The sequence below is a fragment of the Microbacterium foliorum genome (assembly GCF_003367705.1).
In the GTDB taxonomy this organism is placed as follows: Bacteria; Actinomycetota; Actinomycetes; order Actinomycetales; family Microbacteriaceae; genus Microbacterium; species Microbacterium foliorum.
The window spans coordinates 1,146,458-1,172,990 of the sequence record NZ_CP031425.1 but is presented as its reverse complement, the minus strand read 5'-3'; the positions used below and the strand labels follow the sequence as shown (position 1 = coordinate 1,172,990).

Below are 26,533 nucleotides of genomic sequence, written 5' to 3'. Positions count from 1 at the left end.
AGATGCAGATGCCCAGACCGAGGAATGGCAGATTCCGCCGTCCGACGCTCGACGACGCGGTGGCGAGGTACGAGAACCGGATCGCGCCGCTGCTGGCTCCCGAGCCGAAGGACCCCGCCGGCCGCCGACGCGTGGCGAGCGAGAACGACACGCGCGTGAGCGCCGCGCTGGGCATCGTCCCCCTCGACACCGCGACGCGCGACGAGCTCGTGCCGGTCGACGGGCACCCCGACGTGCGCGTGCGCGTCTACTGGCCGGACGCCGACCCGGCCGCCCGCGGCGCCGACCTGCCGATCCTCGTGTACTTCTACGGAGGCGGATTCACGATCGCCGGCATCGACTGGGTGAGCTGGGACGCACGGTTCCGGCAGCGCGCACACGACGCGGGGATCGTGCTCGTCGCGGTCGACTACGCCCACGCCCCCGAGCAGCGCTATCCGACCCAGCCCGAGCAGTGCTGGTCGGCGTTCGAGTGGGTGCGCGCACATGCGACCGAGCTCGGCGGCTCGCCCTGGCGGATCGCGGTCGGGGGCGCCTCGTCGGGTGGCGACCTCGCCGCGGCCGTGACCCTGATGAACCGTGACCGCGCGAACCATCCGATCGCCCTGCAGATCCTCGAGAACCCGGCACTGGATCTGACGATCGGGCACGCCGACATGGCTGGGATCGCCGCCTCGATGCCCGGCGTGATCGTCCGCACGGCGGGACGCCAGCTGGTGCGGCAGTACCTCGGCGACGATGCGGGCACCGCACGCCTCCCCTACGCCTCTCCGCTCCTGGCGGCCTCCCACGACGGCCTCCCCCCGGCCCTCATCCTCACCTCGGAGCTCGATCCGCTGCGCGGCGACGGCGAGGCGTACGCCCGCGCGCTGTCGGATGCGGGGGTCGCGGTCACGGCCGTGCGGTTCATCGGCCAGACGCACGGATCGCTGGGATGCACCGGTCTCATCCCCGCAGCCGATGCCGCGCACCGTCTGCTGATCGCCGAGCTGCGCACCCTGCACTCGGCGGATGCCCGACGCGTGGAAAGCGCCCGATGATCGATCTCGGCGACGATCTCCCGCCGCTCGACGAGCCGGTGCTCGCCTGGCTGCGCCGCACCGCCGAGCTCACGGCTGCACTGCCCGACGCGGGTCCCGCCGGGTCCCCCGCGCGTCGCCGCGCCGCCAGAGAGGTCAGCGACATCGTCGCGGTCGAGTTCACCGACCCCGCCCCTGACGGCGTGCGGGTCGACGATCTGATGGTCGCCGGCGCAGAAGGGCCGCTGCGCGCGCGACGCTTCCGGTCGTCCGCAGCCGCCGGGCCGCAGCCGACGATGCTGTGGCTGCACGGGGGCGGATGGACGGAAGGCACGATCGACGAGATCCTCAACGAGCGGGTATGCGCCGACCGCGCTCTCCGCTCCGGCGTGCAGCTCATCTCGCTCGAGTACCGGCTCGCCCCCGAGCATCCGTTCCCCGCTCCGGTTCTGGATGCGGTCGCCGCTCTGGCCGACCTGCGCGCGCACGCCGACGAGTGGGGCATCGACACGCACCGGCTCGGCGTCGGGGGGAACTCGGCGGGAGCCACCATCGCCGCCTCGGCCGCGCTGCGGGAACGCGACGCGGGGAGGCCGCTGCACCATCAGACGCTCGAGGTGCCCCCGACGGCTCTGCGCCCCGTGGGCGAGTCGATGGACCGATACCGCCGCGCGTCGGGGATGGAGGATGCGGAGGGGATCGTCGAGATCTACCGCGCCGGCGCTCCCCTGGAGGAGGCCTCGCCCCTGGATGCCGCGGATCACCGGCACCTCGCGCCCGCCCTGATCCTCGCGGCGGAGCACGACCCGCTGCGCGACGGCGCCATCGCCTACACGCGGACGCTGCAGGCTGCCGGTGTGCCCGTGGTGCTGCGCATCGGGGCGGGCCACGTGCACGGCTCCCCCGGTCTCACCGCCCACTGGCACGGCGCGCGTGCATGGCGCGACGTGTTCGCCCACGAGCTGGCATGCGCGTACGCGACCACCATGGCGGGCCCGGACGGCGCGCGACCGCTTCCCCACCGTTCGATCACCGTCCCCGTACCCGCCCCGACCCCGACACCGACACCGACCCCGACCCTCACACCGACCCCGAGCTGGAGACGATGATGTCCGCCCCTGCAGTCGACCCCGTGTTCCCCTCCCCGTCCTCCGCACCTCCGCTCGCATCGGACGCCATCCCCGGCGAGCGCCAGAGCCGCTGGTTCTGGGTGGCGTTCGTCCTGGCCTGGTTCGGCTCGGGTATCGCGCAGGGCGTGGCGAGCGTCGCGATCCCCCAGCTGCTCAAGGAATGGAACCCCGATCAGGCGACGGGCGATCTCAGCATCGTGCTCACCCTCGGCGGCGCTGCGGTGCTCATCACGACGCCGATCTTCGGTCGGGTGAGCGACCGCTCGATGTCCCGCCTCGGCATCCGTCGCCCCTGGATCCTCTCCGGAGCCGTCATCGCGCTGGTCGGCTATGCGATCCAGGCGACCGCACCGTCGCTGCTGCTGCTCGGCACCGGCACGGTGCTCGTGCTGGTGGGGTGGGGAGCGATCTCGATGACGGTCCACACGCTGTTCGCCGATCAGATCAGACGCAGCATCCGCGCGATCATGTCGGCGGTGACGGGTGCCGCCACCGCACTCGGCATCCTCGGCGGTGTCTCGCTGTCGGGCGTCGTCGCGACGACAGGACAGGCGGGGATGTTCCTGATCCCGGGCGGCCTGTCGGTGCTCCTCGCGCTCCTGCTGTTCTTCGCACTCAAGGACATCCGACGCGCGACGCCCGCCGCCCCGCTGGACTGGAACGGGGTGCTCGCCACGTTCTGGCTGAGCCCGCGCCGCCACCCCGACTTCGCGTGGGCGTGGATGTGCCGGTTCTTCATGACCGCGTCGATCGTGTCGGTCACCAGCTATCTCTATCTGACGATCTCCGGCCGCTTCGGAATCGACGACCCCGCGGCGATCGCGAGCGTGCAGACGCAGGCGACCGCGGCCTTCACGCTGATGAATCTCGTGATGGCCTTCGTCTTCGGCGTGATCTCCGACCGCACGAAACGCCGCAAGCCGTCGGTCGTGATCGGATCTCTGGCCAGCGCGGCGGGTCTCGTGCTCGCCGTGTCCTTCGGCGACATCGTGTGGTTCCTGGTCGGCATCGCGATCGTGGGTGCGGGCCAGGGCGCGTACATCGCCGCCGACGTGGCCCTCATGACCGAGTGCCTGCCCTCGATCGACGACGCGGGCAAGGATCTCGGCATCGTGGCGCTCGCATACCTGCTGCCCGGTATCCTCGTGCCCGTGTTCGGCTACTTCGCGACCCGCATCGGATCTCCCACCGGCGAGAACTTCGTCGCCCTCTACATGGGCGCGGTGGTGATGGCGCTGATCGCCGCGTTCGCCGTCACCCGCGTGAAGGGCGTGCGATGAGCGGCACCACTCGGCTGAGCCTCACCGCACGGCGAGAGCACCGACGACTGAGCCGGGTCGACGGGATGCCGCCCGTCACGCACCCCAAGGTGCGCCGCACCTCGGGCATCCCCGTCGAGGCCTCCGACGGCGTCACCCTGCTCACCGACCACTGGCACGCCGAGGGGGCCGGCGGCCACACCGTGCTCATCCGCACGCCGTACGGACGCGAGGGCATCGGCGGCGTCGCGCGGTTCCTCGCCGAACGCGGACACCACGTCGTGGTGCAGAGCTGCCGGGGCACGTTCGGCTCGGGAGGCGCGTTCGATCCGCTGCATCACGAGGTCGCCGACGGTCAGGCGGCGATGCGCTGGGTGCGCCGACAGCACTGGGCCACGGGCCGTGTGCACTCCTGGGGCGGGAGCTACTTCGGGGTGACGCAGTGGGCGTACTGCGACGGCGACGAGCGACCGGACGCGATGGGGATCGCGATCTCGGCCCGCCGGTTCGACGACGCGATCCTCTACCCGGGCGGCGGGTTCTCGATCGACACCCCGCTCACCTGGGCGTACGCGCTCGACATCCAGGAGAAGTCGCTGCCCGCCCGCCTGCGGGCGCTGCTGCTCGCGGCGCCCGCGCTCGACCGCGGCGCACGAGCGGTGCCGCCGACCGAGGCCGTGCGGACGGCCCGCGGCGCGGACCCCGCCTTCTTCCGCGACTGGGTCGCGCACAGCGACGCCGGAGACCCGTGGTGGGATCCGCTGCACTTCGCCTCGGACCTCGGGAGCATCCCGCCCGTGACGCTGATGGCCGGCTGGCAGGACCTCTTCCTCGTCGGCCAGCTCTCCGACCACGCGGCACTGCAGGATGCCGGGCATGCGGTGCGCCTGATCGTCGGGGACTGGGTGCATGGGGCGCCCGAGATCACCGACATCGGCGTGCGCGAGGTTCTGGAGGCGTTCACCGGCGGGCCGCCCAGCGGAGTGCGCGTCGAGGTCACGGGCGGCGTCGGGTGGCGCGAGCTCGACAGCTGGCCCCCGCCCTCCACCGCGCTGACGCTGGATGCGACCGCCGCGAACAGGCTGTCTCCGAGCCGGGATTCCGCGACCGCATCGACCCTCTCCTACCGGTACGACCCCGCTGACCCCACTCCGGCGGCGGGCGGGCGGACCCTGAATCCGTTCCGCGCCGGACGCCGCGATCAGCGCGCCCGCGAACGACGCGACGACGTGCTCGTGTTCACGGGTGACGTGCTGCGCACCGACCTGGTCGTGATGGGAGCACCGGGGTTCGAGATGTCGTTCACATCGACGAATCCTCGGGCCGATGTCTTCGTGCGACTGTGCGAGGTCGACGCCAGGGGCACCTCGCGCACGATCACCGACGGATACCGGCGGCTGTCGCCCGAGGCGAGCGCCGACGAGCCCCGCAGCGTGCGCCTCGATCTGGCCCCGATCGCCCACCGCTTCGCCGCCGGGTCGCGCCTGCGCCTGCAGGTGTCATCCGGTGCGCATCCGGTGCACCTGCGCAACCCGGGGACGGACGACCCGGTGCGCGACCACTCGCGGCTGATCCCGAGCATCCAGACGGTGCAGGTCGGCGGACCGACCCCCGCGAGGCTCACGCTCCCGATGGTCGACAGCACAGGACATCCGGAATTCACCCGCGCATGACACGATGACGGGATGCCCCTCGCCCGCCGCCTGACGCTCGGCGACGCCACCGCCCTCGGACTGGGTTCGATGATCGGCGCCGGCGTCTTCTCGGTCTGGGCACCCGCGGTCGGTGTCGCCGGCAGCGGCCTCCTGGTCGCGCTCGTGATCGCGGCGATCGTCGCCTACTGCAACGCCACCGCGTCGGCGCAGCTCGCCGCCGTGCATCCGGTGGCCGGCGGCACCTACGCCTACGCACGTGCCGAGATCGGCCCCTGGTGGGGCTTCATCGCCGGATGGAGCTTCGTGATCGGCAAGATCGCGAGCTGCGCGGCGATGGCCATGACGTTCGCCGCATACGCCGCCCCGGACGGCTGGCGGATTCCGGTCGCCGTGGCCGCGGTGGTCGCACTCGCGGTCGTCAACTGCTTCGGCGTGACCCGCACGGCTCTCGTCACCCGCATCCTCGTGGTGTGCTCGCTGCTGGGACTGGCCGTCGTCGTCGCGGTCGGGCTCGGGACGGCATCCGCGGCATCCCCCGTTCCCCTGCCCGATGCGACGGCGTACGGGGTGCTGCAGGGTGCGGGTCTGCTGTTCTTCGCGTTCGCCGGGTACGCGAGGATCGCCACCCTGGGCGAGGAGGTCGTCGATCCCGCGCGCACGATCCCGCGGGCGATCGTGCTCGCTCTCGGCGGTGCCGTCGTCGTATATCTGCTGGTCGCCGTCACGGTCGTCGCCACCCTCGGCGGCGCGGCGGCGGCGAGCACAGCGCCGCTCGCCGACGTCCTCGCCTCCACGGGGTGGGCCGCGCTCGCACCCGTCGTCCGGATCACGGCGGCGGCCGCCTCGCTGGGCGCGCTGCTCGCACTCCTCACCGGGATCGGACGCACCACACTGGCCATGGCGCGGGAGCACGACCTGCCCTCGTTCCTCGCGAAGATCGACGATCGCCGGCAGGTGCCCCGACGAGCCGAGATCCTGATCGCCGTCATCGTGGTCGCGATCGTGCTCGTCGCGGATCTCCGCGACGCGATCGGGTTCTCCTCCTTCGGAGTCCTGCTGTACTACCTGATCGCGAACGCCGCGGCCTTCCGCCAGCAGGGTCCCGCGCGCCGCCATCCCCGTGCGCTGCAGGTCGTGGGGGCGCTCGGCTGCCTGCTGCTGGTGAACTCGCTGCCGGTGCTGGCCTCGATCGTCGGGACGGCTGTGGTGCTGCTCGGGGTGCTCGCCCGGATGATCCGGCTGCGGCTGACGCGCTGATCAGGAGCGCGGGGTGCGTGGCAGGGGCGCGGATGTGAGGCGGCCGAGGCCCGCGATTCAGCCCACCGATCGACGACGCGAGCTGAGCGCAGTCTCCGCCGCGTGACACGCGGTGGGGAGGAGCGCCTCGGCCGTGCGCCGGTAGCCCAGCGGGCTCGGATGGAACCGATCCATGCTGAACATGGCGTCCGGATCGTCGAAGAACATCGGACCGACGGCACGGCGGAGATCGACGGGACGCGCTCCCGCGGCGAGCGCCGTCTCGGTCTGCGCCTCCGCCAGCCTGCGCGACATGCTGGAGACCAGACGGCGCAGCGGCTGCGGAACCGGGCGCAGCGCACCGAGGTCGGGACAGGTGCCGACCACGACCTCGGTGCCGCGTCGACGCAGATGCAGGATCGCGTCGCGCAGGTGCTGCGTCGAGACCGTGACCGGGATCCGGTGCGTGACGTCGTTGCCGCCCACCACGATCACGGCGACGTGCGGCGCGTAGTCCTCCGGCAGGCCGGTGAGCTGAGCCGCCAGGTCGGGCGACTCCGAGCCCACGACCGCCGCGGTGCGCAGGTGCACGGGCCACCCGATCCGTCGAGCCATGCCCTTGGCCAGCCGCCCGCCGAGCGTCTGCTTGCGGGTCTCGGCGCCGAGACCCGCCGCGAGCGAGTCACCGAGCACGAGCAGTTCGATCGGCTCACCGCCGAGGGAGCGACGCCAGACGCGGTCGGCATCGATCGACAGTTCGCCGAGCGGCTTGCCGATGCGTCGGCGCGCGATGGCCGCCTGATGGGCGAGCACGAATCGGATGCCGGCGGCCGCCCCCACGGCCGCGACGCCGACCCCGGCGAAGGCGACGAGATGCTGTGCTCTCATGCGCCGATTCGACCTGACGGGCGTGAACGCCGCGTGAACGGCATCCGATGTCGGACCCCGGCGTACCCGCTGCAGGACCGTCGCACGCCTGCAGGACCGATCACCCCCTCAGCCCCGACATCCGTGCCTCGGCCCTGCATTCGACACCCGGAACGAGCCCGGGCCGCGATGCCCCGGAACGAGCCCGGGCCGCGATGCCCCGGACTCAGGAGAGGGGCTTGAGCTCCAGCTCCGCCGCGCCGGCCGACACCGTGGCGAACTCCGTGTACCCGTCGGCGGCCGAGCGCTCGAGCAGCGCCTTGACGTTCTTCGTCCGTCGCTCCAGGCGCACTCGTGCTCCGGATGCGACGAGCCGCGCCTTGTGCGAGACCAGCTCGGCCACCGGCACATCGGCGTCATGGATGAGCACGACCGCGCGGTCCCCGGCGTCCCCGACGAGGGTCACCAGATCGACCAGGCGCTCGAAGCCGAGCGAGAAGCCGACGGCAGCGACCTGCTGTCCGAGGAACCGGCCGATCATGCCGTCGTAGCGACCTCCGCCGCCCAGCGAGTACGGCACCGAGGGGTGGGCGAGCTCGAAGATCGTGCCCGTGTAGTAGCCCATGCCGCGCACGAGGAACGGATCGAAGACGAGCGGGATGTCGTCGGCACCGCGTCCGGCGGCGACCGCCTCGCCGATCCCGACGAGGTGTCCGACGATCTCGTCCGGCGCGCCGTCGGGCAGCGCCTTGCGGATCTGTCGTTCGCCGAACGGGTTGTATTCCATGGTCTGGGGGCGGCGCAGGAATTCCTCGAACGCGTCGACCGCCGACGTGGCGGCGCCGCGCTCCCGCAGTTCGGTCGCGACGCCGTCGGGCCCGATCTTGTCGAGCTTGTCGATCGTGATGAGAACGCCGGGGCGCTCCTCGGCGGTGAACCCGAAGCTGTCGAGCATCCAGTCCAGCGCCCGCCGGTCGTTGATGCGCACGGTCGCGCCCTCCAGTCCGAGGGCGTCGACCGCGTCGAGCGAGGCCACCATCAGCTCGGACTCCGCCCGGGCGGAGTCGTCACCGATGATGTCGATGTCGCACTGCACGAACTGGCGGTAGCGGCCCTTCTGCGGCCGCTCCGCACGCCACACCGGGCCGATCTGGATGGAACGGAAGACACCGGGCAGCTGCCCGCGGTTGCTGGCGTAGAAGCGCGCGAGCGGCACGGTCAGGTCGTAGCGGAGCCCCAGGTCGGCCAGTGCCCCCTGGTCGTCGGCGGCCCCGCGGATCGCGTCGGCGTCGAGCCCGCGGCGCAGCACGTTGAAAGCGAGCTTCTCGTTGTCGCCGCCGATGCCGGCGTGCAGTCTCGAGTACTCCTCGAGCGCCGGCGTCTCGATCTCGTCGAAGCCGTGCGACCGGTAGCGGTCGCGGATGACGGAGAGGACGCGCTCACGGCGGGCCTTGTCGGCGGGGAGGATGTCGCGCATGCCGCGCGGCGGGTTCACAGTAGCCACGCCACCATCTTCCCAGGTCGCCGGGGCGGCCCGTGGCGTCAGGGGCGCGATTCGGCTTCGCGGACCTCGTCCTCCACGCGCCGGAGGCGCTCGCGCAGGGCACGCTCGGCATCCCAGCCCTGCGACCGGGCGACCGCGACGAGCGCGAGCAGCGCATCGCCCAGCTCGGCCTCCGTGCGCGGAACGGATCCCGCCGGCACTGCTCCTGCGACATCCGCTCCGGTGCCTGTGGCCCTGCCGACCACCTTCTGTGCGAGGGCGAGAGCCGGCATCCCCCGCGGGATGCCGTCGAGCACGCTGCGTCTCGTGCGCTTCTCGGCCGCCTTGGCGGCGTTCCAGTGCACGAGCACCTGCTCGGGCGTGGTCGCCGTCTCGCCCGCGAAGACGTGCGGATGCCGCCGCACCATCTTCTCGGTCAGGGTCGCGGCGACGTCGTCGATGTCGAAGGGGTCCGTGGGGTCCTGCGCGGCGATCGCTGCGTGGAAGAGGACCTGCCAGAGCAGGTCGCCGAGCTCCTCGCGGAGGTCGGCCCTCGTGCCGTTCTCGACCGCGTCGATGACCTCGTGCGACTCCTCGATCAGGTACGGCACCAGGTCGCGGTGGGTGATCCGCTGCGACCACACGCAGTTCTCCCGCACCTCGCGCATGGTGTCGGCCGCCGCTCTCAGGGGATCCGGGACCTCGTGCTGGGCCGATTCGCGTTCTGTGGACACGGTCACTCCTCGCCGATGTGCGGTTTCGTCTGGAATCTCGTCTGCGGTTTCGTGTGCGGTTCTGTCTGCGGTTCCGGACGGCCCGGGTGCTCGCGTGCTCAGGTGATCGTCGGGCTCTCGGGGGCCGTCGCGGCCAGACGACGATAGAAGCGGGCGCGCAGCGACACGATGACCGCCGACAGCAGCAGCGCGCACAGCGAGCCGACGAGCACGCCGAGGATCGCCTGGTCACGGATGCCCGCGTCACGGGCGAAAGCGAGGTTGGCGAGCAGCAGCGAGACCGTGAACCCGATGCCGCCCAGCGTTCCGGCCGCCAGGATGTCGCCGAACGGCAGCGCAGGAGGGGCGCCCCGCGGGCGGATGCGCATGGCGATCCAGCCGAACAGCGAGATGCCGAGGATCTTGCCGACGGGAAGCGCGACCACGATGCCCCAGAACGCCGGCGACAGCTCGGAGGGGGCGAGATCGGGGATGACCACGAACGCCGCGACGAAGGCGAAGACCGGCAGGATCAGCCCGTTGACCGTGGGCTCGAGTGCGTGCCTGGTGCGGGCGGCGGGCACCGGCGACATCACGAGGCCCAGCAGGACGCCCGCGATGGTGGCATGGATGCCGGATGCGGCGACGAGTCCCCACGCCACGACTCCGACCACGACCATCGCGACCGCGATGCCCGCGTGACCCGTGGCGTGCAGCGCGCGGCTGAGGAGCCAGAACGCGGCCACCGCGATCACGGCGAGGACGAGCAGCAGCCACTGCACGTCGTGTGCGAAGAGCACCGCGATGAAGACGATGCCGATGATGTCGTCGAGGATCGCCAGCGCCAGCAGGAACACCCGCACGGTCGAGGGCAGGCCGCGCCCGAACATGGCGAGCACGCCGAGGGCGAAGGCGATGTCGGTCGCCGTGGGGATCGGCCATCCGGTCGCGGTCGCGGAGTCTCCGGCGATGAGCAGGTAGACGGCGATCGGCACGAGCACACCGCCGGCGGCGGCGATCGCCGGCTGCACGGCCTTGCGCGGCGAATCGAGCTCGCCATGGGTCAGCTCGTGGCGCAGCTCTATCGCGACAACAAGGAAGAACACCGCGAGGAGGCCGTCGGACACCCAGTGCTCGATCGAGAGGTCCAGCGTGGTCCCCGGCACCGCGATGTGCAGATCGAGCACCGCGGCGAGCGCATCGTGTACGGGCAGGTTGGCGAGCAGCAGTCCGATGCCCGCGGCGAGCAGCAGCAGCACGGCGGGGAACTGCTGTCCACGCAGGGGGTTCACGGAGATGCGCATATCCCCTCCATGGTAGTTCGCCCGGTGTCGCGGCGGTCTTGCGAACGCCTCGTTCGCGCCTCGCACCGTCATGAGTTCAGAGTGGGCCCGCCACCCGGGCTACTCTCGAAGCGTGACCCCCGAACACAGCTTCCCCGAGCCCACCGACACCTCGGCCATCCGCATCATCGGCCGCTTCGAAGCGGGCCGCGGCATCCCCGATGCGATGCGCTCCGACGTCAGGATGCTCGGCGGCCTCCTCGGCCAGGTGCTGCGAGAGGCCGGCGGCGACGACCTCTTCGAGGACGTCGAACGTCTGCGCCTCGCGACGATCCAGGCGTACGACGAGGAGACCTCCGACGCGTTCGAGCGTGCCGCGGCGATCGCCGAGTCGTTCACGATCTCCCGCGCCGACGAGGTCGCCAGGGCGTTCACGTGCTACTTCCACCTGGTCAACCTCGCCGAGGAGCACCAGCGTGTGCGCGTGCTGCGTGAGCGGGCCGGCCAGCCCGGTCGCGAGGATGCCGCCGACACGGTCGCCTCCGCGTATGCGCGCCTGAAGACCGAGGTGGGCGACGACGAGGCGCGTCGGCGTCTCGAGGGGCTGCGCTTCCATCCCGTCTTCACAGCGCACCCGACCGAGGCGCGACGCCGGGCCGTGTCGTCCAGCATCCGCCGCCTGTCGGAGCTGCTGACGCAGCACGATGCCGCCAGCGACGACGGCGCCGAGCAGCGCCGTGCGCATCGACGGATGCTCGAGGAGATCGACACGCTGTGGCGCACCGCTCCGCTGCGCGCCGAGAAGCCGTCGCCGACCGACGAGGTCCGCACGGTCATGGGCGTCTTCGACGAGACCCTGTTCACGACGGTGCCCCACGTGTACCGCCGCATCGACGATGCGCTGCGCGGAGACGACTCCGGCGCCAGCGCCCCGATCGTTCCCGCGTTCGTCCGGATCGGCTCCTGGGTCGGCGGCGACCGCGACGGCAACCCGTTCGTCACCGCGTCGGTGACGCGCGAGGCATCGCAGATCGCGTCCGACCACGTGCTCCGCGGTCTCGAGCGTGCACTCGAGCGCATCGGCCGCACTCTCACCCTCGATGCCGAGGACACCCCGCCCAGCCCGGCCGTCTCGTCGCTGTGGGATGCGTTCGCCGCCGCCGAGCCGCGCGTGGCGTCGGAGCTCGGCGCCCGCTCCCCCGGCGAGCCGCACCGACGGGTGCTGCTCGCGCTCGCGCACCGGGTCTCCGCGACCCGGCGGGGCGAGGAGCCCCGGTACACCCGCCCCGAGGAGCTGCTGGCCGACCTGCGAGCGGTGCAGTCGTCGCTGGCGGATGCCGGGGCGAAGCGCCACGCCTTCGGCGGTGTGCAGCATCTGATCTGGCAGGTGGAGACCTACGGGTTCCATCTCACCGAGCTCGAGGTCCGTCAGCACTCCCAGGTGCACGCGAAGGCTCTCGCCGAGCTCGAGGGCGGCGAGGCGCTCAGCGCGCAGACCGAGGAGGTGCTCGAGGTCTTCCGGGCGATCGCCGACATCCAGCGCGACCGCGGTCTTCGTGCGGCCGGCCGTTACGTCGTGTCGTTCACGCAGGCGGCCTCCGACCTCGCGAACGTGCACCGTCTCGCACGGCACGCCCTCGGTGACGACGCACCCGTGCTCGACGTGGTGCCGCTCTTCGAGACGTTCGCCGACCTGCAGGCGGCACCCGGCATCCTCGCCGAGGCCGTGACGTTCCCGGAGTTCCGGTCGCGGATGGCCGACACCGGCAACCGTCTCGAGGTCATGCTCGGCTACTCCGACTCCTCGAAGGACGTGGGCCCGGTCGCCGCCAACCTCGCGCTCTACGAGGCGCAGGCGAAGATCGCACTGTGGGCGCAGGAGTCCGGCATCGAGCTGACCCTGTTCCACGGCCGCGGAGGCGCCCTCGGACGCGGCGGCGGACCCGCCAACTCGGCGATCCTCGCGCAGCCGCCGCACTCGGTCGACGGGCGCTTCAAGCTCACGGAGCAGGGCGAGGTCATCTTCGCGCGCTACGGCGAGCCGGCGATCGCGATGCGCCACATCGACCAGGTCGCCGCGGCGACCCTGCTCGCCTCGTCACCGTCGGTCGAGAAGCGCACGAGCGATGCCGCAGAGCGGTTCGCCGACATCGCGGCGGTCATGGATCGGTCCTCGCGGGAGCGCTTCTTCTCGCTCGTGAAGGCCGAGGGCTTCGCGCCCTGGTTCGCCACGGTCACCCCGATGGAGGAGATCGGCCTGCTCGCGCTGGGCTCGCGCCCCGCACGTCGCGGCCTCTCGGTCGAGTCGCTCGAGGACCTGCGTGCGATCCCCTGGGTGTTCGCATGGACGCAGGCGCGCATCAACCTCGCCGGCTGGTTCGGACTCGGCACCGCCCTCGCCGCCGTCGGCGATGAGGCCCGCCTCATCGAGGCGTATCGCGACTGGCCGCTGCTGCACACGATGATCGACAACGTGGCGATGAGCCTCGCGAAGACCGATGAGCGGATCGCCCGTCAGTATCTCGCTCTCGGCGACCGCGACGATCTCGCCCAGCTCGTGCTCGATGAGATGACGCTGACCCGCGAGTGGGTCGTGCGCCTCACCGGTGGCGTCGGGCTCCTCGAGAACAAGCCGATCCTGCAGCGCGCCGTGCAGCTGCGCACGCCCTACGTCGACGCCCTGTCGCTCCTGCAGCTGCGGGCTCTGCGCGCGCTGCGCGAGCCCGACGCCGCGTCGGGCTCGGGAGCCGACGACGAGCAGAAGCGACTCCTCCTCCTCTCCGTCAGCGGCGTCGCGGCCGGCCTCCAGAACACCGGCTGATCCCGGCACCGCACCGCTCTCACGCGACACGATCGCACGTACGTCCTCCCCCGTCAGAAAGACCTTTCGCGTGACCTCTTCGTCTTCCCCTGCCTTCCACCCGCTCGCCGAGTCCGTGCAGCCCGTCTTCGACACCGTGCTCGCCCGCAGCCCGCACGAGCCCGAGTTCCAGCAGGCCGTGCACGAGGTGCTCGGATCGATCGCGCCCGTGCTCGCCGCACACCCCGAGTACATCGACGGCGGGATCCTCGAACGTCTGGTCGAACCGGAGCGCCAGATCCTGTTCCGGGTGCCGTGGGTCGACGACGCCGGCCGCCTGCAGGTCAACCGCGGCTACCGCATCCAGTTCTCCTCGGTGCTCGGCCCGTACAAGGGCGGACTGCGCTTCCACCCCTCGGTGAACCTGTCGATCATCAAGTTCCTCGGGTTCGAGCAGATCTTCAAGAACGCCCTGACCGGTCAGGGTATCGGCGGCGGCAAGGGCGGATCGGACTTCGACCCGCACGGCCGCTCGGACGCCGAGATCATGCGCTTCTGCCAGTCGTTCATGAACGAGCTCTACCGCCACCTCGGCGAGCACACGGATGTGCCGGCGGGCGACATCGGCGTGGGCGGACGCGAGATCGGCTACCTGTTCGGCCAGTACCGCAAGATCACCAACCGTCACGAGTCGGGGATGTTCACCGGCAAGGGCACCGGCTGGGGCGGCGCCGAGGTGCGCACCGAGGCCACCGGCTACGGCGCGGTGTTCTTCGCGCAGGAGATGCTGGGGGTGCACAGCGACTCGCTCGACGGCAAGCGCGTCGGCGTCTCCGGGTCGGGCAACGTCGCGATCTACGCGATCCAGAAGGCCGCGCAGCTGGGAGCGGTGCCGGTGACGGCATCCGATTCCTCCGGCTACGTCGTCGACGACGCGGGCATCGACGTCGATCTGCTCCGTCAGATCAAAGAGGTCGAGCGCGCGCGCATCGTGGAGTACGCCGCCCGCCGTCCCGGCGCCCGGTTCGTCGAGGGCGGCAGCGTCTGGGAGGTCCCGGTCGACATCGCGGTGCCCTCGGCCACGCAGAACGAGCTCGATCTCGACCATGCCCGTGCACTGATCGGCAACGGCGTGCGCGCGGTCTCCGAGGGCGCGAACATGCCCTGCCTGCCGGCGGCGATCGACGCCTTCCAGAGCGCCGGTGTGCTCTTCGCCCCCGGCAAGGCCGCGAACGCGGGCGGTGTGGCGACCTCCGCACTCGAGATGAGCCAGAACGCCTCCCGGCAGCGCTGGAGCTTCGACGCCAGCGAGAACAAGCTGCGCGAGATCATGTCCGACATCCACGCCGCCGCGTTCGATGCCGCCGAGCGGTACGACGTCGCCGGCGACTACGTGGCCGGCGCGAACATCGCCGGCTTCGAACGCGTCGCCGGAGCGATGCTCGCGCAGGGCGTGATCTGATCCCGCCCCGATCCTCCCCCGGCGAGTGCCGGAGGAGGATCGGAGTCAGCGCTCGTCGACAGGAACCTTCACGACCTTGTTGTACCCGGTGACCGCCTGATTCTCGTCGAACGCGACGACCTTGCGACGGAAGCCCCGGGTGATCACGAGCAGGTAGATGAACCCGAGGGCGGTCCAGATCAGCCCGCCGATCAGCGCATCCTGGTGCAGGTTGACCCACAGCAGACCGGTGAGCAGCATGCCGATCGCCGGCATCACGATGTAGTTGACGATGTCGGCCGGGGTCTTGCGCCGCCCCTTGCGGATCGCGAACCACGCGATCACCGAGATGTTCACGAACGTGAAGGCGATCAGCGCTCCGTAGTTGATCCAGGCGGCGATCAGCTCGAGCGTGAAGGGGATCGCCAGCAGCGAGATCGCCCCCACCAGCACGATGTTGAAGGTCGGCGTGTGCGTGCGCGGGTTGATGTAGCCGAACGCCCGCTGCGGCAGCACGTTGTTGCGTCCCATCACCAGCAGCATCCGCGACACCGAGGCGTGCGAGGCGAGTCCCGAGGCGAGGGTCGCGCAGAAGCCCGCGGCCGTCAGCACCGCCATCAGCACGTTGCCGCCGACCAGCTGCCCGATGACCGGCAGGGTCGAGTCCTCGACGAACTGCATGTCACCGCCCGGGGCGAACTCGTTCCAATCCGGGAAGCGCAGCTGCGAGACGTACGAGGCGACGAGGAAGATGCCGCCGCCGATGATCACCGTGAGCAGGATCGCCTTGGGCATGATCTTCGGGTCCTTCGCCTCCTCGGCGTACATCGTCACGGCGTCGAACCCGATGAAGGAGAAGCAGACGATGGTGGCGCCCATCAGCACCGCCCCCATGGTCACGTCGTCGTGCAGGAACGCGCCGACCGAGAGGATCGTGGCCGCTCCCTCACCCCGCATGAGCTGCGCGACGACGAGCACGACGAAGACGATCATCACGATGATCGAGAAGACCAGCAGGATCATGTTCAGGTTCGAGGTGCCGCGCATGGTCATGTAGATGATGCCGGTGACGAGGATGCAGTACAGCACGACCCAGATCCAGGCGGGGACGTCGGGGAACATCGCCTCGAGATAGCTCTTGATGATGAGGCAGTTCACCATCGGCAGCAGCACGTAGTCGATCAGCGAGGTCCAGCCGACCATGAACCCGAGGTTCGGGTGGATCGATTCCCGCACGTACGTGTACGCCGACCCGGCGCTCGGGATCGCGCTGGCGATCTTGCCGTAGCTGATGGCCGTGAACACCATCACGACGAGAGCGACCAGGTACGCCGCCGGGACGACGTTCTGGGTGTCGCGTGCCACCATGCCGAACGTGTCGAACACGACGGTGGGCGTCATGTACCCCAGCCCGAGTCCGACGATGGCCCACAGGCCGAGATTGCGTCGGAGGGCTCCCCCGCCCTGCGCGAGCGGCTTGGTCTTCGCGGCCATGTGTACTCCTTCAGGGACGGCGCAGAGGCCGGACTTCGGGTCGTCCGACGTTGAGCATCAGTATGGACCCGGGAGTTTCCTCAGCGGAAGAGGAGATCTGATTCGAAATACGCATTTAACATGACGATTGTGCGCGATATTCGAAGACCGTCGATCGTCACCAGCCTTCGCTGAGCACCCGATCGAGCATGGCGACGGCGTGGTCCGCGCTCTCCGCGGTCAGGCACAGCGGAGGCTTGATCTTCAGCACGTTCGACCGTTCGGAGGTCGTCAGGACGATCACGCCGAGTTCGCGCATCCGCTCGCAGATCGCGGCGGCCTCTGCGGCGGCCGGCTCGAAGGTCTGCCGGTCACGCACCAGCTCGACACCGAGATAGAGTCCGACGCCGTGCACCGGTCCGACCAGCGGATGCCGCTGCGCCAGCCCCCGCAGCGCCTCGGCGAGCCGTGAGCCGACCTCGCGCGCGTTGCGCTGCAGGTCGTCCTGCACCATGGCGTCGAGCACCGCGAGGCCGACCCGGCAGCTGAGCGCGCTGCCCCCGCCCGACGAGAAGAAGTGCCCCTGGTCGCTCAGCGCGTCGGCGATCCGCTTCGACGTGATCACCCCGCCGATCGGGAACCCGTTGCCCATGGGCTTGGCGATCGTCACGATGTCGGGGACGACGCCGGACTGCTCGAAACCCCAGAAGGTGGTGCCCATGCGGCCGAAGCCCACCTGCACCTCGTCGGCGATGCAGAGCCCGCCGCGATCGCGGATCAGCGCGTAGGCACCGCGGAGGTACCCGTCCGGCAGCACCACGCCGCCGGCGTTCCCCAGCACGGACTCGCTCAGGAATGCGGCGGGATCCCGCCCCTCCGCAGCGAGTCGGTCGAGGTCTGCGGCGAGATCCGCGAGGTAGCGGTCGGCGGTGTCCTCACCGCGATACGTCCCGCGGAAGCGGTTGGGCACGTCCGCGACGTGCACCCAGTCCGGGCGCGTCGACAGCGCGTCCGGGTTGTCGTAGGCGCTGGTCGTCACGGCATCCGACGCCATCGTCCAGCCGTGGTACGCCTCGCGGAGTGCGACGACCGTGCGGCGCCCCGATGCCGCCTGCGCGAGCCGGATGCCGAGGTCCACCGCCTCCGACCCGCTGTTCACCAGCAGCACGGTGTCGAGGCCGCTGCCCTCCGGCATCAGCGCGAGCAGGCGCTCGCTGTACTCGGCGAGATCGCGGAACAGGAATCGGGAGTTCGTCGCCAGCCGCCGCAACTGACGAGCGGCCGCATCGGCGACCGCGGGATGGCCGTGACCGAGACCCGCGACGTTGTTCACCATGTCGATGTGGCTGCGGCCGGTGGTGTCGACGAGGTGGTGACGCCAGCCCCGCTCGATCTGCGGGGGCCGCTCGTAGTAGCGCTCCTGCGCCTCGGCGAAGATGCGCTCACGGCGTCGCAGCTCATCGCCGGCCTCATCGTGCTGCGCCTGCGAGCGCAGACCCAGCAGCGGAGCGGGATCGGCGGTGAGACGACGCCACGCCGCGACGCGCTCCGGCGCCACCCGTCGTGCCGACGCGGGGTCGGACGGCTGCGACGGCGCGTCCTTGCGCCGCACGCCCACGGTGATCACCCTGTTCTCGAACGAGGCGGCGAGCCGACCGATGTTCTCCCCTGCGTCGACCCCGCCCGTGCGCGTCGGCTCGAGGTGAGCGCCACGGAGCTCGATCTCCCAGTGCTCGTCCACGCTGAGCAAGACGGCCTCGTCGGACGTGCGCAGGTCACCGGAGATCGGGGCCAGCAGCCGCACCGACGGCCCGGGAGCCACGTGCAGCTCGGTCTCGGTCGGCCAGGTCGCCGCGGCATCCGCACTGTCCACCACCGTGCGCGTGAGCCGGTACACCCCGTACGGCATCACCGCGACGCGCGCACCGCGCGCATGGGCGTCGTCGATCAGCTGCGCCTCCGCGTCCGAAGCCTGCCAGCGGCCCGCCCCGAGCTCGTCGGACTCGACCCCGGGGTCGACCACGACCACCCGGCCGTCGATGTCGGGAAGCAGCATCGACAGCTCGGGGGCGGGGTGCGCGGGCAGCGCGGGCACGGCAGCGCCGAACCCCACCGCGTCGCGCACGATCTCCGTCGCCTCGACGAGAGGAACGGAGGTCGCGGCATCGAAGATCGCCTGCTCCGCCGCGACGCGCTCGCGCGCATAGTCGTTGTCGCCGTCGATCTCGAGCTGCCTCCACCCGCTGGCGACGAGCAGCGCGGATCGCAGCACGACGAGCGGCCAGAGCGCGAGGGCCTCGTCGCCGCTGAGCGGGACGTCGGCGTGGAAGGCGGTGACGGTCTCGAGCGTGCGCAGTGGCCTCTCGGGCTCGTGGTGCAGCATCGACGCGACGCACACCGCCAGCTCGGCCACCCGCCATCCGAGGCCCAGGTCGCCCAGATCGAGCACCGCATGCGGATGCAGGCGCGAGTCGTCGCCGCGGCGCCCCGTGACGTTGTCGTCGGTGAGGTCGCCGTGGATCGGCTGCACCGGCAGACGGCCGCAGACGGGATCGAGCGCCGCCGTGGCCTCTTCGGCCGCCATGACCACGGCGGTGCGGAGCGCGGCATCCGAGATCGACGGCGCGAGCCGTCGCACCTGCTCCGCGGCGACGCGCATGTCCCACATCTGCGGGCGGTCGAGGCCAGGATGCTCCAGGGCGGCGAGCGCGGTGACGGATGCCGCGGCGAGCGTGCCGAACTCGGCGAGGACGACGGGCGCGAGATAGCCCGCGTCCACGAGCGCCTCCCCCTCGGCGAACTCGCTCCGGCGCACCGCGAAGCCCCGCCAGCGCTGAGTGAGCGCACCGTCGAGGCCAGGCAGCACGGCGGGCACGACGACGCCCGCCGCCCGGTAGGCGTCGAGCGCCGCGTGCTGAGCGTCGCGCGCCTCATCTCCGAACACGGGGTTGTCGATGCGCAGCACACTGCGCGCGCCGTCGGGTTCGACGAGCACGAAGTTGCGGTCCTGGTTGCTGCCGAGTTCGGTCGCCGTGGCGTCCACCCCGTAGCAGTCCCGGGCGATCAGAGCGGCATCGGCCTCGGTGACATCGGGCCGGACGAGGCCGGTCTTCTCACTCACCCGAGTCCGCCGCACGACCGTCGGCGTCGAGGCGCACGTCATCGGCATGTCGAGCCAGCGAACTGCCGTAGCGCTCGGTCAACTGCACCATGAGGTCGGGGGTGTCCCGGTCGACGCCGAACACGTGTCCGGGAAAGTCGAGCTCGGGCTGAGCTGCCGAGATCGCCTCGTCCTGGTCGGGAGAGAGGAGCTGCACCGGATCGCCGACGGCCACCCATCCGATCGGCACGACCGTGCCGGCCGGCAGCACGGCACGCCGATGCACGATCGCGTTCACCCGCACCTCGCAGCGGTCGCCGACGAGGGCCCCGTTGAAGATGCGCGCTCCGGAGGCGAAGAAGACCTGCTCACCGACCGTCGCACCCGCGATGCTCGCCAGGGTGCCGATCAGCGTATGGGGTCCGATGTGCACGGCGTTCGCGGCGGTGGCGCGGATCAGCGCGTTCTCCATCACGATGACGTGCGCCCCGATGGTGATCGGGCCGCCCTCGGCGGTGATCACGGCGCCGTGCAGCACCTGGCACCCCGGGCCGATCGTGACGTCGCCGGAGATCACGGCGGTGGGAGCGATGACGGCGGAGTCATGGATCCGGGGCCGAGCCCCGAGGTGCTCGTACAACATGACGCCAGCGTAGTGCGACGGGGTCTACGCCGAGAAGGCCGCGCACGGACGAGGCGGCAGGAGGCGGCCGCGATCCCTGCTGCTACGCTGACGCCCATGCAATGCCGGTGACTCGATCCTCTCCCCTGCCGTCGGGCCGCATCCACGCGCCCCGGCACCACGATCGAAAGGCACACCCATGCACGCACGCCCTCTCCCCCTGGCCGGACGCACGGCCCTCGTCACCGGCGTCTCGCGACGTCGCGGCATCGGATTCGCGACCGCCCGCACGCTCGCCGCCCTCGGCGCCGACGTCTTCGTGCACCACTACCGACCTCATGACCTCGACCACCCCTGGGGCGGCGACGATCTCGAGGCGGTGCGCGACGGCATCCGGGAGTCCCTCGCGCCCGGTGCGGTGATCGGCGACCTGCACGCGGACCTGCGCGATGCCGGTGCCGTCGACGCGCTCCTCGATGCGGCAGGCGATCTGACCGGGCGGCTCGACATCCTCGTCTGCAATCAGGCCCGCAGCGGCGACGACGGCTCGATCTTCGACATGACGCAGGAGCGCCTCGACGCGCACTGGCAGGCCAATGCCCGCGCCAGCCTGCTGCTGACGGCGGGCTTCGCGCGGCGGAAACGTGCCGAGCTGGGTGGCGCGGCGACGACCGATACCCGCCCCGGTGACCGGATCGACGTGCTGGGCCCGTTCGAGAAGCCCACCGGTCACGTGATCTGGATGACCTCGGGTCAGGGACACGGCGCGATGCGCGGCGAGATCGCCTACGCGACGAGCAAGGCCGCCCTCGCGGGCATCACCCGCTCGACGGCCGCCGAGCTTCTCGATGTCGGAATCGTCCTGAACACCGTCAACCCCGGTCCGGTGAACACGGGGTACCTCGACGAGGACACCACCGACCGCGACCTGACCGGGGTCGCCGACTGGATCGCGCGCACCCCCTTCGGCCGGGTCGGGCGCCCCGACGACCCCGCGCAGCTGATCGGCTGGCTCTGCACCGATGCCGGCTCGTGGATCGTCGGACAGGTGCTCACGTCGGACGGCGGCTTCTCGCTCTGACGCCTCGGGCCCTCATCCGGCCGTCATCGGCGCCCCGCCCGCCGGCCCTCAGGCGACCGGGACGGGCTCGGGGAAGATCGCCGTGAGAAGCTGCCCGACCCAGGCGAGGAGCTCGGCATCCTGCAGCGGCTCGAGTCCGACGCCGACCGCGGCGGGCACGGTGGGCATCGGCACGACCAGCGCTTCGCCGCCCGAGACCAGCTTCGCCTGGGGGTACAGGCGCCGCAGACGCATCTGGATGGAATCCTCGAGCCGGGCCGGGGCGATGCGCAGGTTCGACCCCATCACCACGACGTCGGCGAGTCCCGCGCGCGCGGCTCGCCGGCGCAGTCGGGCGACCGCGATGAGTCCCTCGACCTCGGCGGGCGGGGCGCCGTAGCGGTCGGTGAGCTCATCGATCACGAGGTCGATGGCGTCGTCCTTCGCCGTCGCCGCCGATGCCGCGGACAGCTTCTGATACGCCTCGAGGCGCAGCCGCTCGCTGTCGATGTAGTACTCGGGGATGCGCGCATCCAGGGGGAGCTCGAGCCGCAGCTCCTGGCCAGACTCGACGTCCTCGCCGCGGAAGGTCGCGACGGCCTCGCCGATCATGCGCAGATAGAGGTCGAAGCCGACGCCGGCGATGTGACCCGCCTGCTCGCCGCCGAGCAGGTTGCCCGCGCCGCGCAGCTCGAGGTCCTTGAGCGCCACCTGCATGCCGGAGCCGAGATCGTTGTTCACCGCGATGGTCTGCAGACGGTCCGCGGCGGTCTCGCTGAGCGGCTTCATCTCGTCGTACAGGAAGTACGCGTACGCCCGCTCACGACCGCGACCGACGCGTCCGCGCAGCTGGTGCAGCTGGCTCAGGCCGTACTTGTCGGCGCGGTCGATGATGATGGTGTTGGCGTTCGAGATGTCGAGACCGGTCTCGATGATCGTCGTCGAGACCAGCACGTCGAACTTGCGCTCGTAGTAGTCGTCGACGACCTGCTCGAGCGCATGCTCGCCCATCTGACCGTGAGCGACCGCGATGCGCGCCTCCGGCACGAGCTCCGCGAGCTGCGCGGCGACGCGCTGGATCGACTGCACGCGATTGTGCACGAAGAACACCTGCCCCTCGCGGAGGATCTCGCGACGGATCGCCGCGGTGATCTGCTTGTCGCTGCGGGGTCCGACGAACGAGAGGATCGGATGCCGGTCCTCGGGTGGCGTCGCGAGCGTCGACATCTCGCGGATGCCGGTCACCGCCATCTCGAGCGTGCGCGGGATGGGGGTCGCGCTCATGGCGAGGATGTCGACGTTCGTCTTCATCTTCTTGAGCGTGTCCTTGTGCTCGACGCCGAAGCGCTGCTCCTCGTCGATGATCATCAGCCCGAGGTCCTTGAACATGACCTGGTCGGTGAGGATGCGGTGCGTGCCGATCACCATGTCGACCGTGCCGTCGAGCAGGCCGTCGAGGGTCAGCCGCGCCTCCTTGTCGGTCTGGAACCGCGACAGCGGACGCACCTTCACCGGGAACCCGGCGAAGCGCTCGGTGAAGGTCTCGAGGTGCTGCTTCACGAGGAGGGTCGTCGGCACGAGCATCGCGACCTGCTTGCCGTCCTGGATCGCCTTGAACGCCGCTCGCACCGCGACCTCGGTCTTGCCGAAGCCCACATCGCCCGAGAGCAGACGGTCCATCGGGATCGGGCGCTCCATATCGGCCTTGATCTCATCGATCGTCTGCAGCTGATCCGGGGTCTCGGCGAACGGGAACGCCTCTTCGAGCTCGCGCTGCCAGGGTGTGTCCGGGCCGAACGCGTGCCCCTTCGCACTCATGCGGGCCGAGTAGAGCTTGACCAGCTCGACGGCGATGTCGCGCACCGCCTTGCGCGCCTTGCCCTTGGCCTGCGACCAGTCGCTGCCGCCCATCTTGGAGAGCGTCGGCCCCTCGCCGCCCACGTACTTCGAGAGCGAGTCGAGCTGGTCGGTCGGCACGAAGAGCTTGTCGCCGGGGTAGCCGCGCTTCGAGGGTGCGTACTCCAGCACGAGGTAGTCGCGCACCGACTTGGTCGCGTTGCGTCCCCCGGTGGAGACCTCGCGCTTGGTCATCTCGACGAAACGGCCAATGCCGTGCGTGTTGTGCACGACGTAGTCGCCCTGCGTGAGCTGCAGCGGGTCGACGACGTTCTTGCGCCGCGATGCGAGCTTCTTGACGACCCGCTGGTCTCCGCCGATCGTGCGTCCGTAGAACTCGTTGTCGGTGAGGACGGCGAGCTTCGCCTCGGCGATCTGGAAACCGGCCTCGACCGATCCGCAGACGAGGGTCGCGACGCCGCCGTCGGGGGCCGCGTTCAGCTCTGTCACGACGCGGGCGGCGACCCCCCGGTCGGACAGCACGTCGCGCGCGCGATCGACCAGTCCCGTGCCGGTCGCGATGACGACGACGCGCCAGCCCTCCGCGACCTTCGCGTCGACGAACGAGATCGCGCCGTCGACGTTGCCGTGGAACGACGGGATGACCGTCGCATCGATCGTCTCGGCATCCTCGCCGCCCATCGCGAACGGGCTCAGCCGCCACCAGACGCCGCCGCGGTCGCGGACGACCTCGCGCAGCCGGGCGATGGTGAGGAAGTCCCCGGCACCGAGGTCGATGGGGGCCGAGGCGCCGGAGGTGGCCGCGCTCCAGGCCGCGTCGAGGAACTCGCGGTTGGTCTCGCCGAGCGTGATCGCCCTGGCACTGGAGCGCTCGGGGTCGACGACGGCCGTCGCACTGCCCTCGGGCAGATACTCGGCGAGCGACTTGAGGGGTCCTGAGACGGCGGGCAGCAGCGATTCCATGCCTTCGACGGGGATGCCCTCGGACATCTTCTCGAGCATGCCGGCGATCGCGGGGAACCCGGCGATCAGCGCGCGGGCGCGATCGCGCACGTCGGGGGTCAGCAGCAGCTCCCTGCTCGGCGGGAGGTCGACGGCGTCGATCGCCCCGGGCAGCGAGCGCTGGTCGGCGACCGAGAAGGCTCGGATCTGATCGATCTCGTCGCCGAAGAACTCGATGCGGAACGGGTGCTCGGAGATCGCGGGGAAGACGTCGAGGATGCCGCCGCGCACGGCGAACTCGCCACGTCGCGAGACCATGTCGACACGGGAGTAGGCGCGCTCGATCAGCTGCTCGACGACGCGCTCGAGCTCGTGGCCGCGTCCGCCCGCCCGGAGGTCGAGCGGGGGGATCTCGCCGAGATTGCCGGCGATCGGCTGCAGCGCCGCGCGCACCGACGCCACGACGATCAGCGGGTGGTCACCCGACCAGTCGGCGATGCGGCGCAGGGTCTGCAGGCGCTGGCCGACCGTGTCGGGGCTGGGGCTGAGCCGCTCGTGCGGCAGCGTCTCCCACGCCGGGAACGTGACGACCTCGGCATCGGGGATGTATGCGGTGAGCGCGGCGGCGAGGCTCTCGGCCCGTCGCCCCGTCGGCACGACGGTGAGCAGCGCGGCGGGGTGCCCTGCGGCGCGCCGCTTGTCGAGCAGCCCCGCGAGCGTCGGTGCGTCGAGCCCGTCGACCAGGCCGAGATCGGCGTCGGTCTGGGCCCACGTCAGGGCGTCACGAAAAAGAGAGGCCTCTTCCAAGGCGCGCAGAATCCCCGACACAGTCACCGGACAAGCCTAACCGCGCCCACCGACACCGAGTCCGTGGCTCGTGCGCCCTCTCGTTCCCCTCATAGGATGCACGGATGGAACCGGTCATCCTCACCACGGAGCGTCTCGTCCTGCGCACGCCGGATGCGTCCGATGTCGCCGCGATCACGGCCGCGTGCCAGGACCCCGAGATCCCCCGGTGGACGACCGTGCCGAGCCCGTACACACGGGAGCACGGCGAAGGATATGTCCGCCTGATCGGGGAATGGTGGGCGGACGGCAGTCAGACCATCTGGTGCGCGTACCGCGACGGCGAGCTGGTCGCCTCGATCGGGCTGCACCACATCCACGAGCACCGCACCGGCGGGGATGCCGAGCTCGGGTACTGGGTCGCGGCGCCGGCGCGGGGCCACGGCTACCTGGTCGAGGCCGCCCGCGCCGTCATCCACTGGGGGTTCGCGGAGCTCGGCCTCGCCAGGATCGGCTGGCGCGCCGTCGCCGGCAACATCGCCTCGGCCCGCTCGGCGCGGGCCCTCGGCTTCCGCTACGAGGGCCTGGGGAGGAGCGCTCTCACCAGCGATCGCGGTCGCGACGACGGCTGGTTCGGCGGTCTTCTGGCGACGGATGACCGGGGGCCCGTGGAATGGCCGATCCTCTAGCATCCGTCTGCCCTGGCCCGGTGTCGGCGGCGGGTGGCAGGATGGGCGCATGCCTGAGATGCCGGAAGTCCAGGGCCTGACCTCGTTCCTCGAGGGGCGAGCGGTGGGGCGCACCATCGTCCGCACGAGTGTGGGCGCGATCGCCGCGCTCAAGACGTACGACCCGCCGAACACCGCCCTGCACGGTGCGCAGATCACCGGTGCGGCGCGACGGGGCAAGTTCATCGTGCTGTCGGCCGGCGCCGACCTGCATCTCGTCTTCCATCTGGCCAAGGCCGGGTGGCTGCGCTGGTACGAGACTCTGCCGACGACGCCGATCAAGCCCGGCAAGTCGCCGATCGCGGTGCGCGTGGCACTCGACGACGAGAGCGGTTTCGATCTCACGGAGGCCGGCACGAAGAAGTCCCTGGCGGTGTACGTGGTGCGCGATCCCGAGCAGGTGCCCGGCATAGCCCGCCTCGGACCCGACCCTCTGGAACCGGCCTTCACCCGGGAGGTGTTCGGCGGGCTGCTCGACGGCCGGCGCACCCAGATCAAGGGTCTGCTGCGCGACCAGAGCGTGATCGCGGGAATCGGCAACGCGTACTCCGACGAGATCCTGCACGCCGCGCGCATGTCGCCCTACGCGATCGCCGCCACGCTGGGCGACGACGAGGTCGACCGCCTCTTCGCCGCCATGCAGACCACCCTCGCCGAGGCGATCGCCGAGGCATCCGGAAAGCCGCCGGCAGATCTCAAAGACGCGAAACGACGCGGGATGCAGGTGCACGCGCGGCGCGGCGAGGCCTGCCCCGTCTGCGGCGACACGGTGCGCAGCGTCTTCTTCGCCGACCGCTCGCTCGAGTACTGCCCGACGTGTCAGACCGGCGGCAAGCCGCTCGCGGATCGTCGTCTGTCTCGACTGCTCAAGTAGCACGCCGACGCGGAATGAAATGCACCAGGACGCGTTGAGTACACTCAGAGCAACAACGTGCTCCGGGGTCGGTGAGAATCCGAACCGGCGGTGACAGTCCGCGAGCGTCTCGGTTCTCCGAGGTGCCGATCCGGTGGAATTCCGGGACCGACGGTGATGCGAGGCCCGGCCTCGCTAGTCCGGAAGGGAGGCAGCACGGTGCGCC

Annotated in this window: 18 protein-coding genes and 1 riboswitch; of the genes, 10 read left to right on the top strand and 8 right to left on the bottom strand. The window is 70.9% G+C overall.

Annotation, left to right across the window (positions count from 1 at the left end; all coding sequences use genetic code 11):
• Positions 1 to 8: 8 nt before the first annotated feature.
• The 5 genes from DXT68_RS05270 to DXT68_RS05250 are packed head-to-tail and all read left to right on the top strand — an operon-like array spanning position 9 to position 6,320.
• Positions 9 to 1,040, top strand: a complete 1,032-nt coding sequence (locus DXT68_RS05270; protein ID WP_082069067.1) for an alpha/beta hydrolase — start codon at positions 9 to 11, stop codon at positions 1,038 to 1,040.
• Positions 1,037 to 2,128 (top strand): alpha/beta hydrolase fold domain-containing protein, encoded by a 1,092-nt coding sequence (locus tag DXT68_RS05265; protein ID WP_162829111.1) that lies wholly within the window; start codon positions 1,037 to 1,039, stop codon positions 2,126 to 2,128. The genes DXT68_RS05270 and DXT68_RS05265 overlap by 4 nt, the downstream gene beginning before the upstream one ends.
• Positions 2,128 to 3,429: an MFS transporter gene (locus tag DXT68_RS05260; protein ID WP_045252953.1), complete on the top strand. Its 1,302-nt coding sequence runs from the start codon at positions 2,128 to 2,130 to the stop codon at positions 3,427 to 3,429. Before DXT68_RS05265 ends, DXT68_RS05260 begins: the two co-directional genes overlap by 1 nt.
• Positions 3,426 to 5,081: a CocE/NonD family hydrolase gene (locus DXT68_RS05255; protein WP_082068805.1), complete on the top strand. Its 1,656-nt coding sequence runs from the start codon at positions 3,426 to 3,428 to the stop codon at positions 5,079 to 5,081. The genes DXT68_RS05260 and DXT68_RS05255 overlap by 4 nt, the downstream gene beginning before the upstream one ends.
• Positions 5,082 to 5,093: 12 nt before the next feature.
• Positions 5,094 to 6,320 carry an APC family permease gene (locus DXT68_RS05250; protein WP_045252944.1) on the top strand — a complete coding sequence of 409 codons (1,227 nt, stop codon included), beginning with the start codon at positions 5,094 to 5,096 and terminating at the stop codon, positions 6,318 to 6,320.
• A gap of 57 nt (positions 6,321 to 6,377) precedes the next feature.
• Here DXT68_RS05250 and DXT68_RS05245 read toward each other — a convergent pair whose 3' ends face one another.
• The 4 genes from DXT68_RS05245 to nhaA all read right to left on the bottom strand — a co-directional run bounded on the left by DXT68_RS05245 (position 6,378) and on the right by nhaA (position 10,666).
• Positions 6,378 to 7,187 carry an SGNH/GDSL hydrolase family protein gene (locus DXT68_RS05245; RefSeq protein ID WP_082068804.1) on the bottom strand — a complete coding sequence of 270 codons (810 nt, stop codon included), beginning with the start codon at positions 7,185 to 7,187 and terminating at the stop codon, positions 6,378 to 6,380.
• A 205-nt stretch (positions 7,188 to 7,392) separates the two neighbouring features.
• On the bottom strand, positions 7,393 to 8,643 hold the full coding sequence (locus tag DXT68_RS05240; RefSeq protein WP_045252943.1) for a histidine--tRNA ligase: 1,251 nt from the start codon (positions 8,641 to 8,643) through the stop codon (positions 7,393 to 7,395).
• 65 nt (positions 8,644 to 8,708) lie between these two features.
• The gene (locus DXT68_RS05235; RefSeq protein WP_052677603.1) at positions 8,709 to 9,317 is read right to left on the bottom strand and encodes a nucleoside triphosphate pyrophosphohydrolase; all 609 of its coding nucleotides are present in this window, start codon (positions 9,315 to 9,317) and stop codon (positions 8,709 to 8,711) included.
• A 164-nt stretch (positions 9,318 to 9,481) separates the two neighbouring features.
• A complete protein-coding gene (gene nhaA, locus DXT68_RS05230; RefSeq protein ID WP_174233194.1) occupies positions 9,482 to 10,666 on the bottom strand; it encodes a Na+/H+ antiporter NhaA in 1,185 nt (394 codons plus the stop codon).
• A gap of 112 nt (positions 10,667 to 10,778) precedes the next feature.
• Here nhaA and DXT68_RS05225 point away from each other — a divergent pair, with 112 nt between their 5' ends.
• Both DXT68_RS05225 and gdhA read left to right on the top strand, forming a co-directional pair.
• The gene (locus DXT68_RS05225) at positions 10,779 to 13,466 is read left to right on the top strand and encodes a phosphoenolpyruvate carboxylase (RefSeq protein ID WP_045252942.1); all 2,688 of its coding nucleotides are present in this window, start codon (positions 10,779 to 10,781) and stop codon (positions 13,464 to 13,466) included.
• A 70-nt stretch (positions 13,467 to 13,536) separates the two neighbouring features.
• Positions 13,537 to 14,907: an NADP-specific glutamate dehydrogenase gene (gdhA, locus tag DXT68_RS05220; protein WP_045252941.1), complete on the top strand. Its 1,371-nt coding sequence runs from the start codon at positions 13,537 to 13,539 to the stop codon at positions 14,905 to 14,907.
• Positions 14,908 to 14,952: 45 nt separating this feature from the next.
• On the opposite strand, the gene DXT68_RS05215 is transcribed toward gdhA, so the two are convergent.
• From DXT68_RS05215 to DXT68_RS05205, 3 genes are all read right to left on the bottom strand, one after another.
• Positions 14,953 to 16,380 (bottom strand): APC family permease, encoded by a 1,428-nt coding sequence (locus DXT68_RS05215; protein WP_174233193.1) that lies wholly within the window; start codon positions 16,378 to 16,380, stop codon positions 14,953 to 14,955.
• 157 nt (positions 16,381 to 16,537) lie between these two features.
• A complete protein-coding gene (locus DXT68_RS05210; RefSeq protein ID WP_244268113.1) occupies positions 16,538 to 19,480 on the bottom strand; it encodes an aminotransferase in 2,943 nt (980 codons plus the stop codon).
• Positions 19,473 to 20,102: a gamma carbonic anhydrase family protein gene (locus tag DXT68_RS05205; protein ID WP_045252940.1), complete on the bottom strand. Its 630-nt coding sequence runs from the start codon at positions 20,100 to 20,102 to the stop codon at positions 19,473 to 19,475. Before DXT68_RS05205 ends, DXT68_RS05210 begins: the two co-directional genes overlap by 8 nt.
• A gap of 178 nt (positions 20,103 to 20,280) precedes the next feature.
• On the opposite strand from DXT68_RS05205, the gene DXT68_RS05200 reads away from it, so the two are divergent.
• Positions 20,281 to 21,162, top strand: a complete 882-nt coding sequence (locus tag DXT68_RS05200) for an SDR family oxidoreductase (protein ID WP_045252939.1) — start codon at positions 20,281 to 20,283, stop codon at positions 21,160 to 21,162.
• Between the two features lie 48 nt (positions 21,163 to 21,210).
• Here DXT68_RS05200 and mfd read toward each other — a convergent pair whose 3' ends face one another.
• On the bottom strand, positions 21,211 to 24,774 hold the full coding sequence (gene mfd, locus DXT68_RS05195; protein ID WP_045252938.1) for a transcription-repair coupling factor: 3,564 nt from the start codon (positions 24,772 to 24,774) through the stop codon (positions 21,211 to 21,213).
• A gap of 77 nt (positions 24,775 to 24,851) precedes the next feature.
• Between mfd and DXT68_RS05190 the strand changes: the two genes are divergently transcribed.
• Positions 24,852 to 25,415, top strand: coding sequence for a GNAT family N-acetyltransferase (locus DXT68_RS05190; protein WP_045252937.1), 564 nt, complete (start codon positions 24,852 to 24,854; stop codon positions 25,413 to 25,415).
• A gap of 49 nt (positions 25,416 to 25,464) precedes the next feature.
• Positions 25,465 to 26,328 (top strand): Fpg/Nei family DNA glycosylase, encoded by an 864-nt coding sequence (locus DXT68_RS05185; RefSeq protein WP_045252936.1) that lies wholly within the window; start codon positions 25,465 to 25,467, stop codon positions 26,326 to 26,328.
• 54 nt (positions 26,329 to 26,382) lie between these two features.
• Positions 26,383 to 26,528: riboswitch (FMN riboswitch) on the top strand.
• Positions 26,529 to 26,533: the final 5 nt, after the last annotated feature.

What these genes read in the sequence shown, in the direction of transcription:
- DXT68_RS05260 (WP_045252953.1), top strand. Translation starts at nt 2,128, where the DNA reads ATGTCCGCCCCTGCAGTCGACCCCGTGTTCCCCTCCCCGTCCTCCGCA.
- DXT68_RS05255 (WP_082068805.1), top strand. Translation starts at nt 3,426, where the DNA reads ATGAGCGGCACCACTCGGCTGAGCCTCACCGCACGGCGAGAGCACCGA.
- nhaA (WP_174233194.1), bottom strand. Translation starts at nt 10,666, where the DNA reads ATGCGCATCTCCGTGAACCCCCTGCGTGGACAGCAGTTCCCCGCCGTG.
- DXT68_RS05200 (WP_045252939.1), top strand. Translation starts at nt 20,281, where the DNA reads ATGCACGCACGCCCTCTCCCCCTGGCCGGACGCACGGCCCTCGTCACC.
- DXT68_RS05190 (WP_045252937.1), top strand. Translation starts at nt 24,852, where the DNA reads ATGGAACCGGTCATCCTCACCACGGAGCGTCTCGTCCTGCGCACGCCG.
- DXT68_RS05215 (WP_174233193.1), bottom strand. Translation starts at nt 16,380, where the DNA reads ATGGCCGCGAAGACCAAGCCGCTCGCGCAGGGCGGGGGAGCCCTCCGA.
- DXT68_RS05185 (WP_045252936.1), top strand. Translation starts at nt 25,465, where the DNA reads ATGCCTGAGATGCCGGAAGTCCAGGGCCTGACCTCGTTCCTCGAGGGG.
- DXT68_RS05265 (WP_162829111.1), top strand. Translation starts at nt 1,037, where the DNA reads ATGATCGATCTCGGCGACGATCTCCCGCCGCTCGACGAGCCGGTGCTC.
- DXT68_RS05245 (WP_082068804.1), bottom strand. Translation starts at nt 7,187, where the DNA reads ATGAGAGCACAGCATCTCGTCGCCTTCGCCGGGGTCGGCGTCGCGGCC.
- DXT68_RS05235 (WP_052677603.1), bottom strand. Translation starts at nt 9,317, where the DNA reads ATGCGCGAGGTGCGGGAGAACTGCGTGTGGTCGCAGCGGATCACCCAC.
- DXT68_RS05205 (WP_045252940.1), bottom strand. Translation starts at nt 20,102, where the DNA reads ATGTTGTACGAGCACCTCGGGGCTCGGCCCCGGATCCATGACTCCGCC.
- DXT68_RS05240 (WP_045252943.1), bottom strand. Translation starts at nt 8,643, where the DNA reads ATGCGCGACATCCTCCCCGCCGACAAGGCCCGCCGTGAGCGCGTCCTC.
- DXT68_RS05270 (WP_082069067.1), top strand. Translation starts at nt 9, where the DNA reads ATGCCCAGACCGAGGAATGGCAGATTCCGCCGTCCGACGCTCGACGAC.
- DXT68_RS05250 (WP_045252944.1), top strand. Translation starts at nt 5,094, where the DNA reads ATGCCCCTCGCCCGCCGCCTGACGCTCGGCGACGCCACCGCCCTCGGA.